General features: G+C 29.3%; 12 protein-coding genes. 9 read left to right on the forward strand and 3 right to left on the reverse strand.

Annotated elements, in window-relative coordinates:
- Positions 1 to 60: 60 nt before the first annotated feature.
- From J1C67_RS07350 to J1C67_RS07365, 4 genes are all read left to right on the forward strand, one after another.
- Entirely contained in the window at positions 61 to 1,278 is a 1,218-nt protein-coding gene (locus J1C67_RS07350; RefSeq protein ID WP_167866064.1) for a sugar ABC transporter substrate-binding protein, read from the forward strand.
- Between the two features lie 48 nt (positions 1,279 to 1,326).
- Positions 1,327 to 2,259 carry a carbohydrate ABC transporter permease gene (locus J1C67_RS07355; RefSeq protein ID WP_089967465.1) on the forward strand — a complete coding sequence of 311 codons (933 nt, stop codon included), beginning with the start codon at positions 1,327 to 1,329 and terminating at the stop codon, positions 2,257 to 2,259.
- Positions 2,260 to 2,261: 2 nt separating this feature from the next.
- Positions 2,262 to 3,125, forward strand: a complete 864-nt coding sequence (locus J1C67_RS07360; RefSeq protein ID WP_089967462.1) for a sugar ABC transporter permease — start codon at positions 2,262 to 2,264, stop codon at positions 3,123 to 3,125.
- A 105-nt stretch (positions 3,126 to 3,230) separates the two neighbouring features.
- On the forward strand, positions 3,231 to 4,247 hold the full coding sequence (locus J1C67_RS07365; RefSeq protein ID WP_167866063.1) for a LacI family DNA-binding transcriptional regulator: 1,017 nt from the start codon (positions 3,231 to 3,233) through the stop codon (positions 4,245 to 4,247).
- 182 nt (positions 4,248 to 4,429) lie between these two features.
- Here the strand turns inward: J1C67_RS07365 and J1C67_RS07370 are convergent, their stop codons facing one another.
- Positions 4,430 to 4,675 (reverse strand): hypothetical protein, encoded by a 246-nt coding sequence (locus J1C67_RS07370; RefSeq protein ID WP_089967456.1) that lies wholly within the window; start codon positions 4,673 to 4,675, stop codon positions 4,430 to 4,432.
- Positions 4,668 to 6,548, reverse strand: coding sequence for an LTA synthase family protein (locus J1C67_RS07375; protein ID WP_167866062.1), 1,881 nt, complete (start codon positions 6,546 to 6,548; stop codon positions 4,668 to 4,670). The genes J1C67_RS07370 and J1C67_RS07375 overlap by 8 nt, the downstream gene beginning before the upstream one ends.
- A 266-nt stretch (positions 6,549 to 6,814) precedes the next feature.
- Here J1C67_RS07375 and J1C67_RS07380 point away from each other — a divergent pair, with 266 nt between their 5' ends.
- The 3 genes from J1C67_RS07380 to J1C67_RS07390 all read left to right on the forward strand — a co-directional run bounded on the left by J1C67_RS07380 (position 6,815) and on the right by J1C67_RS07390 (position 9,873).
- Positions 6,815 to 8,074, forward strand: a complete 1,260-nt coding sequence (locus tag J1C67_RS07380; protein WP_167866061.1) for a chloride channel protein — start codon at positions 6,815 to 6,817, stop codon at positions 8,072 to 8,074.
- 237 nt (positions 8,075 to 8,311) lie between these two features.
- A complete protein-coding gene (locus J1C67_RS07385; protein ID WP_167866060.1) occupies positions 8,312 to 9,571 on the forward strand; it encodes a zinc dependent phospholipase C family protein in 1,260 nt (419 codons plus the stop codon).
- 20 nt (positions 9,572 to 9,591) lie between these two features.
- Complete coding sequence (locus J1C67_RS07390) at positions 9,592 to 9,873, forward strand: hypothetical protein (protein WP_167866059.1); 282 nt, start codon at positions 9,592 to 9,594, stop codon at positions 9,871 to 9,873.
- 75 nt (positions 9,874 to 9,948) lie between these two features.
- Here J1C67_RS07390 and cloSI read toward each other — a convergent pair whose 3' ends face one another.
- Positions 9,949 to 11,535, reverse strand: a complete 1,587-nt coding sequence (cloSI, locus tag J1C67_RS07395; protein ID WP_167866058.1) for a clostripain — start codon at positions 11,533 to 11,535, stop codon at positions 9,949 to 9,951.
- A 291-nt stretch (positions 11,536 to 11,826) separates the two neighbouring features.
- Between cloSI and J1C67_RS07400 the strand changes: the two genes are divergently transcribed.
- Positions 11,827 to 12,363 (forward strand): replication initiator protein A, encoded by a 537-nt coding sequence (locus J1C67_RS07400; protein WP_167866057.1) that lies wholly within the window; start codon positions 11,827 to 11,829, stop codon positions 12,361 to 12,363.
- 26 nt (positions 12,364 to 12,389) lie between these two features.
- Positions 12,390 to 13,682 carry a replicative DNA helicase gene (gene dnaB, locus J1C67_RS07405; RefSeq protein WP_167866056.1) on the forward strand — a complete coding sequence of 431 codons (1,293 nt, stop codon included), beginning with the start codon at positions 12,390 to 12,392 and terminating at the stop codon, positions 13,680 to 13,682.

Genomic DNA, 13,682 nt, shown 5'->3' on the forward strand with positions numbered 1-13,682 from the left:
TATATTATTTATTTTATAACGTCTTAGCTTTAATATATAAAAAATAGGGGGAATAAAATTATGATTAAGAAAAAAATATTCGCAACAATGATGGTTGGTATAGTTATGAGTTCTTTATTTATGGGGTGCTCAGGTGGGAAGGATAAAAGCGTATCTGGAAAGGCAGGTAAGGAATTAACAATTTGGACTAAGTTACCAGAACTAGAAGTGCCAGTTTTAGAAGAAGCAGCAAAAAAATGGGGAGATGAAACTGGAAATAAAGTAAAGGTAGTAAGAGATGATGGAGATTACAAAGCATTTTTACAAGCTGCAAATTCATCACAAGGTCCTGATATATACTTTGGATCACCTCATAATCAATTAGCGGCTTACGAAGAAGCCGGATTAGTTACAGAAGTTGCAGAAAAGTATGTAAAAGAAGATGAATATATAAATAAAGGGGTTTGGGATGCTGTAACTGTAAATGGTAAAAAGTATGCCATGCCAATATCAATTGAAACTACTGCATTATACTATAATAAAGATTTAGTGAAGGAAGTTCCAAAAACTATGGATGAACTATTAAAAATGGCATCTGCTAAAGGTGAAGGAAGTTTCCAATTTAATATTAATGATCCATATACTAATTTAGGATTTTTATTAACAAATGGTGGATATGTATTTGCTCAAAAAGATGGTAAATATGATATAAATGATATCGGTATTAATAATGCAGGATCAGTTAAGGGGTTACAAACACTTCAAAATTTAGTTGTTAAAGAGAAATTTATGCCATTAGATATTACATTAGATATTGCAGTAACTAATTTTAAAGAAGGAAAATCAATGTTCTACATTTCTGGACCTTGGGATATACAACAGTTAAAGGATTCAAAAGTAAACTTTGGTATAGCTGAAATTCCTTCAATAGATGGTAAGCCTTATAAAGCTTTATCAGGTATTCAATGTGGATTTGTAAGTGCAAAATCAAAAAATCAAGATGAGGCTTGGGAGTGTTTAAGTTACTTAACTAAAGAAACACAACAAGGTTTGTATGAAAAAGGAAAAACTCCTGTATTTAAATCAATGATGGACAAACAAGAAGTTAAAGATAATGAAAATGTAACAGCATTCTTAAATGCATCTAAAAACTCTGAACCAATGCCAAATATAAAAGCTATGGATGCAGTTTGGGAGCCAATGAAAAATGTACAAAGAGTTTTACAAGGTGAAGACCCACAAAAAGTTGCAGATGAAATTTTATCAGGAATTAAAAAAGGAATAGAATTACAAAACTAATAAATTAGGGGAAGAAATTCCCCTAATTATATAATGGGGGGAAAGGGTATGAGTAAAAATAAACATAAGCGTAAAGATAATGCTACAGCAGCAAAATTTCTAGCACCAGCATTAATAAGTATGTTGATATTATCGGTTATACCTATAGTGCTGACAATGGTAATAGCTTTTACAGATTATAATTTAAAAACTGTAAATACTGGATGGAAATTTATCGGAATAGAAAATTTTAAAAGTATTCTTACTGGACCATTGAAGGAAATTTTTCTTCCTGTTTTTTTATGGACAGTAGTAGCCGCAACATTAATAACTCTAGGGAGTTTTATTGTAGGTTTAGTTTTTGCTATGGTTATATCAAATAAAAATATGAAAGAAGCAGCCATTTATAAAGGAATATTAATATTGCCATGGGCGTTACCTGCAACAATAGTAATAATAGCCTTTGGGGGATTGTTAAATAGTCAATATGGAGCAATAAATGAAATTTTAATGAAATTACACATTATAGGTGAACCAGTTATGTGGTTAACACAGGTTGGACCAGCAAGAATTGCACTTGTTTTAGTTAGTATATGGATTGGATTCCCCTATATGATGAATGTATGTATTGGTGGATTATCATCTATTTCCGATACTTATTATGAAGCAGCAGACCTGGATGGCGCTAATTGGATACAAAAGTTTATGAAAATTACACTTCCATGTTTAGCAAAAACATCATATCCTTTATTAATTGGATCCTGGGCAATGAACTTTGGAAACTTTGGAGTTGCGTTCCTATTATTCAATGGTGGACCAGTTAGACCAGATTCACCTTTTGCGGGATATACAGATATATTAGGATCAGCAGCATATAAAATGTCAATTCAATTTGGTAGATTTGAATTGGGATCTACATTATCTATATTAATGTTTATAATTGTGGGTGGAATCTCATTTATTCAAATGAGAGCATCAGGACAATTTAAAGAGGTGGATTAATTATGATAAAAAAGAATAAAATATATAAAGTAAAATTAAAGAAACAAGACAAAATAAAACTATGGGCAAGTAGAGTGTTTTTATGGATTTCAATTCTAATAATAGCATTTCCAATATGGGCAATTATTTCAGCCTCATTATCACCTGGAACAAGCTTTTATGAAAATGGAATAATACCTAAAGCTGTTACTTTTGATAACTATATTAATGTTTTAAAAAATACTGATTTTCTAATTTGGATTAAAAATAGTTTAATATTATGTTTATTTGTTTCAATGATTCAGGTTATAATGACATTACCGGCAGCATATTCATTTAGCAGATTAAGATTTGCTGGCAAAAAATATGGGTTAATGACATTGTTAATACTTCAAATGTTTCCAGCTACAATGGCTATTCCAGCTATATTATCTGTAGCGTATAAATTACCTTTTGGTATGGATAATTTACCTTTTTTAGTTTTAGTTTTATGTGGTTCAAGTGCTTATAATATATGGCTAATGAAAGGTTTTGTAGATGGTATTCCAAAAGAACTAGATGAAGCTGCGCTTGTAGATGGGGCATCTCATTTTAAAATATTCACAAAAATTATTATTCCACTAGCAAAGCCTATGTTAATAGTAATATTCTTCTTTTCTTTTATAGGGGTGTTTGGAGAATTTATGATATCAGCGGCTTTATTAAAATCACCACAAGTTAAAACTCTAGTGTTGGGATTAAATGGAATGATGAAAAGCGGATCTACAACTAGTTGGCCAGTATATGCCGCAGCATCAGTAATGGCGACTATACCACTTACAGTTATATTTATTTCAATACAAAAGTTTATAGCTAAAGGATTAGTTGCAGGAGCTGTAAAAGAATAAAATTTATGGTGTAGAGATATCTAGAAAATTTTAAAACTACATCTAATTATATAATAAATTAATTGCAACAATTGTCCAATTAAAATTATTGAGAGGATGTAGCTTATGAATATTAAGGATATTGCGAAGATGGCAGAAGTAGCGGTTGGAACAGTTTCTAGAGTTGTAAATAATGATCCAAATGTAAAAGATACAACAAGGAAAAAAATCTTGAAAATAATAAGGGATAATAATTATATACCAAATAATAGCGCAAGGAATCTAAAAAAAAGCAATTCTAATGATATAGGTGTTTTAGTAAGAGGAGTATTTAATCCGTTTTTTTCTGAGATGATAGATGTTATTAATAAAGAAATTAAAAAGAGTGGAAAATCTATGATTTTAAGGCAAACTGATTATTCTTTAAAAGGTGAGGATGAAGTTAGGGAGATTATTTCATTTGAAAAAGAAAGGAAACTTCAGGGAATAATATATCTTGGGTGTGATATTAGAGAAGTAACGGAAGAGACATTTAAGGGGATAACTAGTCCAATTGTTTTAGCTTCAGTGAATACAACTTATAATACAAAAGTTAATAATTTTTCTTCTGTAGGAATTAAACAAAAAGACTCAGCATATATGGCAACAAAATATCTAATAGATCTTGGACATAAAAATATAGCTATTATTTTAGGAATTGAATCAGATTCAGGATTAGTATATGAAAGATTTTTAGGGTATAAAGAGGCGTTAATAGAAAATGGATTAAAATTCAATGAAAATTATATTATATATGGACAATATAATCCTAAATTAGCTAGCAAGGCAACTGAAGTATTTATAAAAAAATATAAAGAAGTTGATGCTATATTCTCAATTTCTGATATTATGGCAATAGGTGCAGCAAAGGCATTATCAGATAATGGACTTAAAGTTGGGAAGGATATTTCATTAGTTGGATTTGATGGAATGGATGTGACAGAGTTTTATACACCAGCAATTACAACAGTAGTACAGCCAAGAGAAGAAATGGCTAAAATAAGTATAGATTTATTATTAAAACAGATAAAAAAAGCCACACCTAATGAACATATTATTTTAGAAACAAAACTTGTAAAAAGAGAATCTTGTGTAAGGAAATAACATAAGTATATGTAATACATAGACAATAATATCTAAAGTAAAGATTTCATGTTAAAGAAAATAGGAGGCTATTGTAAACTAGCCTATGAATAAAGCAAAAAAGTGGATTCGATAAGAATCCACTTTTTTGCTTAAATTAATAATAGGAATATTTTTAAAATTGGTTTATGCCAATTTAAATTTTAAAGCCACGTTTTAATCAAGATATATTCTAGATATCTAGCTATAATATTGTATATTAATATTATTCCACCACAATAAATCATATTAAACCAGATAAATTTAAGTTCATCATTTGCCTTAAATCTTTTTATAGATTTATTTATAAAAAAGAATGCAACTACCCAAGGTATAACACTTTCAATTGATATGATAGGCATTAAAAAGATTAATCCGATTGTAATATATAATATAATTTTCTTATTCATTCATACCAGCCTCATTTCTATAGTAATTTCCTCTTATCATCTTATCGCTTATATCAGTAAGACTTTTTATATTAATTTGCTCTTCCTCAGTTAACCCATCTTGGAGTAATTGTTTATTTGAAAGTAATACATAACTCTTATTTGTATTTAATAAATTTCTTCCGAGTGTAAGTGGTGTATTATATTGCTCTTTTGGCGCTCCAAATAAATAAGCTAATGTTGGTAAGGTGTCTACTTGTCCAGCATACATTGAGAAAGTTTCTTTTTCTAAATCCTTGTTATAAATAAATAATGGAACTTTTCTATTATTTTCCTTCATCCAATCCTCTAAGCCACTTGTATTTGCGATTTCATCAGCATAGTACTTATGAACACCTTCATGGTCCCCAAAAATTGCAATTACCGTATTATCTAAAGTTCCATTAGCTTGTAATTGTTTTAGAAGTTCACCTAGATATTTATCTGTATAATTAATAGACTGCATGTAACCACCAAGTTTTGTTTCTTCTAAATTTGATGGTAGTTTCATCATTTTTGCATCTTCAGGCATATTAAAAGGAAGATGGCTTGATAAAGTGATAGTAGATGCTAGATAAGGTTCTTTTAGTGAATTTAGCACATCACCAAATTGTTTGAGATAACTCTTATCTGATAATCCAAGATTAATTTTTTCTGTTGTGTCGTAATCTGTTGAATCTAGCAATGTATCATATCCAATTGATTTAAGATTTATTAACCAGTTCCAAAAAGATCCTCTATCTGGATGAGATACAACAGTATTATAACCTAGATCCTCAAATATATTAGGTAATGAATAGTCATAAGTATTAGTTGGATATCTAAAGAAAGTTGATCCTTCTCTTACTGGAAATGTGGATGTGTTTGTAATAAGTTCTGAATCAGAACTTGTACCATTAAATGTTTGTTCATGGAAATTATCAAAATATAGGGAATTATTAAGTAGTTTATTTAACGTGGGAGTTATTGCCTGTCCATCAATATTTTGATTTATTACAAAAGTCTCTAATGATTCCCACTGAATAACTAATAAGTTTTTACCCTTCATAATTCCTGCATATTTATTATCTTCATTATTTTCTTTTAAGCTCTTTAATGTATTTTTGACAGATTCTTTTTCAGTTTTGTCAAAAACATAAGGTTTAGATCGGCTGTAGGAATCAAAAGAATCAAATATATGATAAGCAATAGGTGATAGATTAAACATTGTTTGATTTGGTGAACAACTATTACTAAAAACAGATTGATATTTATATCCCAATGATTTTTCATCTATTTTTATATGAACATATCCAATATAAATCATAGAAATAGATAATATAGCTAAGCCGCCTATTATATTTGTATTGTACTTCTTTATAGTTTTTGAGCACTTTATATTTCTAAAAGAAATAACTACTAAATCTATAACAAATACAATGTCTACTATTCTAAACATAGAAAATATTGAACTTCCTAAATCTTCTAAATTATTTGTCATTCCGAACATATAATAATTTAAAAATGATGAATTACTTCTAAGGTACCATATATCACCTATTACTATAAGCGTAAAGAATAAATTAAGCCCTAAAAAAGACCATTTCTGAGCACTACCCTTAAAGAAAAATCCTAAAGATAAAAAGGCTGAATTCACCATAGTCCAAACTAATATTGGAGGAACTGAATAAAATATTAGTTTGAAATTTACTCCATTTACCTTATCATCTGAAATAAGGATTAAAAGCATTAATGTCTTAAGTAGCAACATAATTAAATTTTCTGAAAAATACTTGTTAGTAATTCCTTCTACAAAGCTATTCTTAATTCTTAACGGAAGACTATCTATGACAACTTCCTCATTATAATTTAACATTTTAAATCTTCCTTTCGTCTTTAAATATTGTCTAATTATAGCATATAAGGTATTAGTAGTATATGGATAGAGTGTTAATCATTTGAACTGCTATTATTTTTCTTTGCTTTTTGTGATGCTTTTAATATGAGGGAGGCTAGGAGAGAGGATTACCCAACTGAGATGCTAACAGTACAGAAATCATCTTCTAAATGCATCATAGACTTTTTTTTACATACATAATTATGATATAATTCTAAGAAACTTATTAAATTAGGAGGAAACAAATGAAAAAAAAATATTTTAAGCTAAGTATTTTAACCCTATATGGAATAATCATAGGGGGATTTGTAGGATTGCTAACTTGGAGCTTTTTATCTATTATAAATTTAGGAGTTCATTTTTTATGGCATACTTTACCTAGCTATTTTAGCATTAAATACTGGACAGTTATTATGTGCTTAATAGGTGGCTTATTAGTAGGCTTATGCCAAAAGTTTTTTGGCGAGTATCCTCGCAAAATGCCAGAAGTAGTTTCGGAATACAAAGAAACTAACCGCGTTGATTATAAAAATATCCATAAAGCTACTTTATCCGCACTTATTGTTTTGCTTTTTGGTGCAAGTCTTGGGCCTGAAGCTGCATTGGTGGGAATAGTAGGCGGTCTTGTTACATGGACGGGGGATATTCTTAAATCATTTTTTAAAGAAAATGAAGAGTTTAGAGAGTATACAACATTATTAACAAACTTCGAAATCAAAGCTACAATGGCTCTGATATTTAGAGCCCCTTTATATGGTATTTCTGATTTTTTTAATGATAAAAATGATAGCTCTGCTATAAAGAAATTAAAAGTGGTTATTTACTCTATAACTACGTTATCAGGATTTCTAATATTTACATTATTGCTTAAAATTGATAATAGACCTTCTTTTTCTGCTGATTTTGGGTCTTCAATTATAGGAAATAAAGAGCTTATTTCAACTATACCTCTTATTTTAGTTGGAATATCCATTGCTTTGTTATATGAATTCTTTGGGAAATTTCTTCATACTATAACTAAGCCTCTTAATAAACACAAAATTTTTAAAGCAATTTTAGGTGGTTTAATATTAGGATTAATAGGAACACTTCTTCCTTCTACTTTATTTTCAGGAGAACATGAACTTAAAGTTCTAGCTGTTGAATGGAGCACTAAGAGTGCTTACTTATTAATTATTACTGGATTTTGTAAATTGTTTGTTACAGAGGTTTGTCTTTCAACAGGATGGCGTGGAGGACATATTTTTCCTATAGTATTTTCTGGTATAAGTATTGGTTATGGATTTTCAATGATTTTTTCATTGGATCCTGTTTTATGTGCAGCTATTATAACGGCATCTCTTACAAGTGCAGCTTTAAAATCTCCACTTGTAGCTTTACTTCTTTTAATTATATTTTTCCCTCTAAATTTATGGCCATTAATGATAGTTGCTTGCTTTATTCCAAAATATCTATTAAAGTTTAAAAATTCTAAGACTATAACAGGTGGAAATCCTGTAGGATAAAGGCGAATGTAAACTAATGAAAATATAGCTATATAACTTATTGGAAGATGAGTTATATAGCTTATATTACTATTACAATACCTTAAAGGATTAAAGGATTAAAGGATTAAAGATAGAAAAGGAGATAATAATAGAACCAAATAAAAAAAATGTATTATATTGAAAAAAAGAATAAATTATGTTAAATTATAAATGTAAACGTTTATACATAATTATTTTTTCAAGGGGGAATAAAAAATGAAATTTAAGAAAATAAGTAAACTTTTAGCAGTCACATTAATTTTTTCAAGTGTTAGTTCTTTTAAAGCATATGCTTTTCAACCAGCTTCACATTGCACATTAATAGAAAATGTAAAAGAAAACTTGCCACAAGAAAGTATAATAAAAAAATCTCTAGAAACTTATCCGGGAATAGCAAATTGGGGATCAAACGCTTTAGACTTAGGTTATTTGCAACCGGGACAAGCATTGGAACGTGCACCATGGGCTGATAGATATCACTATTATAAAGTTGGAACTTTTGCATCAGAACAATTAAAGATGGCATTAGCATCAAAAGATATGAAAAAAATAGCTTTTGCTGCTGGTTGGCTTTCACATATAACAGGTGACCTTGCATGTCATGGTATATTTGTAAACCCAGAATGTGGAGTATATTTAGACAATGAAAATACTCGACCATTACACAGAGAATTAGAAAATAATGCTGAAGCAATAGTATGGGCAGATATAGCAAAAAAACCTATAGAAGATTATTCAAAAGGTATAGCACCAATATTTAGTAATATAGAAGATATACCTTTTGACCTAGTAAATGATGTTTCACAAAAAGTTTACGGAGTAAGTGCAAATTTAAGCGAAGAAAAACTTCAATGTAAAACATTAATGATAGGATTACAAACAGGAATTGGATATAACTATGGGGATTTACAAAAATCTAAAGAACTACTATCCCAAAATGGTAGACTTGAAAGATTAAAAAATGCATTTATTGATGCACAAAATAAGTGTACAAGCTTATTAATAGAAGCAGAAAAGGGTGACTATAGTAAATTTTCAGATAGATGGAATTTAGATGTTGGAAAGAGTGCTTCACCTATAAGCTCACTTACAGCTGTGGTTGAAACTGGAAATGAATTTGGTAATGGAACAGATGATGATATATTCTTAAACATTCAATTAAAGAATGGTACAATTAAAGAGTGGAAGCTAGATAAAAAAAATTACAATGACTTTGAACAAGGGGATAATGATGAATATTATTTATATATAAATGAAATTGAATTTGCTCCAAGTGATGTAGACAAGGTTATAGTTAAGAAGAAAGGAGTTTCTAGTTCAATTGGTGCAGATTGGTACTTAAAAGCAATAACAGTTAATGTAAACGGTGCAGATGCACTAAAACAAAACGTTGATAATTGGATAAAAGGAACTAATACAGTAAAAGAGTTTAAAGTAGATTGGAGTAGTATAACTAATACTTCAGATGCTCAATAAAAATAAAGGTGGTTAAAATTATGAAAAAATTAGCAAGTATATTTGGTAAAATATCATTTTGTATTGCTATTGGTGTAATATTTTTATGTGTAAATTATTTTGCAAAGATAATACCTTTTATACACGTTAGTTCTTTTATACTAATTATGCCTTTATATATATGTCCATTAAGCATAATTTTAGCTATAATCTCATTAAGTAAGAAAAAAAATAAATGGGCAATAATAGGATTGACGTTGAATAGTATTATGTTTCTCTTAGAAATTGCATTTATTATAATGGGAACTAGGTTTTTGAGATAAGGAATTATAAACCAAAATATAAGCTTCTGTATTATTCTTTTTAAGATAATACAGAAGCTTATATAAATTAAACTTTTACCATTGGTATCCGTTATCTCCACCATTAGAACCGTTGCTACTATCAAACCAAGAATCAAGGAGTTCAAACCAATTTCCAATGTCATCTATTTTAGAATTTTGACCATCTCTGCACCAATTTAATTTACCATATAAATAATCTGGTTGAAGGCTGGTTGTATCTATGGAATTGTACCATCTTTGACCTTTCCACTCGGAATAACTTGCATTTGCAGTTACATCTCTGTACATTTTATTTCCATCTGGTAAGAAAATACTTAGACCTGTTTGACCTTCTGTAAATCCTTTAAAACTTTTACCGCCATAAGAGTAAACTACCAAGTCATCTACGTTTTTCATAACAGTTGTAGCTAATTTTTTAATATTAGCACTAAAAGCATTATCTGTACTTATTCTTCTACATAAGTCATATAAATCGAAGTAAGGATATGATAGCCATTCATCTTTATCCTTTTCATCGAAATAATGAAGTAAAGTTGTATTTTTCCCAGTGCCCCTAAGTCTTTCTATATCGCCTTTCTTATTTTCTTTCCATAAACTTTTAGCCATTGTATCTACAGAGTTCTTTACAGTTTCTATTTTTGAAAGATCAAAACAGCTTAGAACTTGATCATTTGCTCTTGCAGATGAAGCAGCATCTCTTTGTTCTTCTACCATTAGAGCGCCCAATTGTAAATCTGTAACTGTAGAAGGATCAAAATTTTGTTCTTTTCCTTTTAATGTTAAATCATTCTGTGAAGTGCTTTCACCACCAGCTTTTAGACGTTTAAATATATCATCATACTTAAATCCTTCTCCCCAAACTACAGGAGCAGAGGCTACCATAACATTTGCTTGGAAGCTACCATTGCCAGGCCTATATTGATATGCTATTTCAGCAGCACCCATTAAACAAGCATCGTATGCCAGTACATTCACTGATTGATCATTGGTAAGTACATCTGATATTTCAGCAGTATATAAACAGTCACTATCATTTGTATCATCCCAACATACTGCTTTGGGATTTTTAGGCTTTTGTAATGCCTTATTATCTCTTACGCCACCACCGTGATTAGAAATAATAAGTTCATATTTATCTGCTGGATAATTTGCTTTGCAGGAATCTATAAATTTCTTAAGGGTTTGTGCATCCCCCATATTTGCTTCATACTCACTAGTTTTTGTTATCTCAGGAAAATCTTTTCCACCTTCAATTCTTACGGCTTTATGATTTTCAATTTTATACATTCTCGAATCTGAAAAGTCTTCTCCCAGTATAGTTGAATCATCTGAATAATCAGGAGTTCTATCAACTAAAGCAATCAAGTTTAAATTAGGGTTATCTATATATCCCGTTTTCATTTCTTGTATATCCTCAAGTAAGCTTTCCTCTAAATTATTATCTGCATCGCTATAAACCATTACTGTCAGTTTCTTGTTTGGAGCCTTTGCAGTTGATTTATCTAGCTGCACTCCTTGGATAGGATTTGATTTTGTGTTATTTTCCGATATATCATCCAATGCCTTTACTGGAGTATAGGAAAATAAGGTTGTGGTTAAAAAAGCGCAAATTGTAAGGCTTGTAATTTTTTTAATAATCATTAAATTAATCCCCCTTTTTTATAATTTACTATTTATGGAAATTTTAACATGTTACATAATAATTGTCAATAATATGGTAAATTTATGATGATGTTAATAAATTCACTGCATCAGTAAAAACCTCACAGGGATTTTAAAAAGTGAATATATATTTTTAGTTAGTAGGATGTGCTAAATAATAGATGAAGTAAATAAACTTTTTGAAAAATAATTTAATAAATTTTTCAATAATTCTCTTCTCTGCATATATTTAAAGTGAGTAATTAAAATTAAAAAAAGGCGGATGATTATATGGATGACTTTAGATATTTATCACAAGGGGAAAGATCAAATGGTGGTTATATAACTATTCCAAGGGAACTTTATACTTTAAGTTTATATAGTGAATTAAGCAATGATGCTATTTTATTATATGGAATTTTACTTAACAGATTTAAATTAAGTAACAGAAATGCTATGAAGGATAAAATTGGACAAGTGTTTGTTATGGCATCTATAGAAAATATTATGAAAATGCTTAAAGTATCTAAGGGAAAAGCTAGAAAGGTATTAAAAGAACTTGTAGATTTATTGCTTTTAAAAATTGAAAAAATGGAAGGGTTTAATAGTAAAAGAAGATTATATTTAGGTGCAATTAGAAAAGAAAATGTGGTAGTAAGTAATGATAAAATTTGTCCCTACCAAGGGTCAAATAATGAACCTACTAAAGGACAAAATTTGCACCCTATTAATAATAATATAAATAAACATTATTTAAAAAGTAATGAACCCAAAGGGGAAAAGAGTTTAGTTTATTCTTATTTAAAAGAATTTGATTTTGAGGATTAATGGAAAGATGTAAGGGGGGATTAGTTATGGAATTACCAAAGGCTATGGAAAGTGAACAAGCTGTATTAGGAGCAATGATAGCATATCCAAGTGTTGCAAGTGAAGTAGTTGATTTATTAAAAAGTGAGGATTTTTATTATACAAATCATATTAAAATATATAGAGAAATAGTGAATTTATATAGTGAGGGATTAGTAATAGATACAATAACTTTAGCTCAAAGCCTTAATAATAAAGGGCTTATAGAGGAAGTTGGAGGGGCTAGTTATTTAAGTGACCTTTCCTTGGGAGCAACTTTTTCTGAAAATATTAAATATCATTGTAATATTATAAAGGACAAGTGGACTAAGAGAAATATTATCAACATAAGCCGAGAGTTAATGAAAAAGGCTTATGATACTAAATCAGTTGCAAGGAATATTATTAGTGAAGGTGCTGAGGAACTTTATAAAATTTGTAGTGATAATGGGAAGATGTACACTATGGCTGAATGTTTAGATAGTGCCCTTGTAGAAATAGAAAAGCGTTATAATAGCAAGGGTGAGAGCCTTGGAAAAACCACAGGGTTTGTTAGTTTTGATAAGGCTATAGGTGGATTGCAAAAAGGGAATTTATTTATTATTGCAGGAAGACCATCAATGGGTAAAACTGCACTGGCATTAAATATTGCATGTAAGGCAGCTAAAAAAAGCAGAGTAGCTATATTTTCTTTTGAAATGTCAAAACAGGAGCTAACAGATAGATTATTAAGTGATGAAGTTAGTGTGAAACTTGGAAAGATAAAATCGGGTAAATTATCTAGTGATGAATTTGAACAAATAAGTAATGGAGCAGCATGTTTAAGTGAAAGATATGCAATTGTATATGATGGTAGAGCTTTAAACACTAGTGAAATAAGATCTAAATGTATGAAAGCTAAATTACAAGATGGACTTGATATAGTTGTAATAGATTATCTTCAATTAATTAATGGAGATTCAAAATCTAGTGGAAATAGAGTATATGAAATAAGTAAGATATCTAGAGAATTAAAAAGCATGGCTCGTGAATTAGAAATAAATATTATTGCTTTATCACAATTATCAAGAGCTACAGAAGGAAGAGAAGATAAAAGACCAGTGCTTTCAGATTTAAGAGATTCGGGAGCTATAGAACAGGATGCAGATATAATAGCATTACTATATAGAGATGAATATTACAATAGAGATAGTAATGAAAAAGGTATTTGTGAAATATTAATAGGGAAGAATAGAAATGGAAAAACTGGGATGTTTAAATTAAATTGGATACCAGAGATTCAAAGGTTTGTAGATATTTAA

The sequence above is a fragment of the Clostridium gasigenes genome (assembly GCF_017348895.1).
GTDB classification, from domain to species: Bacteria; Bacillota; Clostridia; order Clostridiales; family Clostridiaceae; genus Clostridium; species Clostridium gasigenes.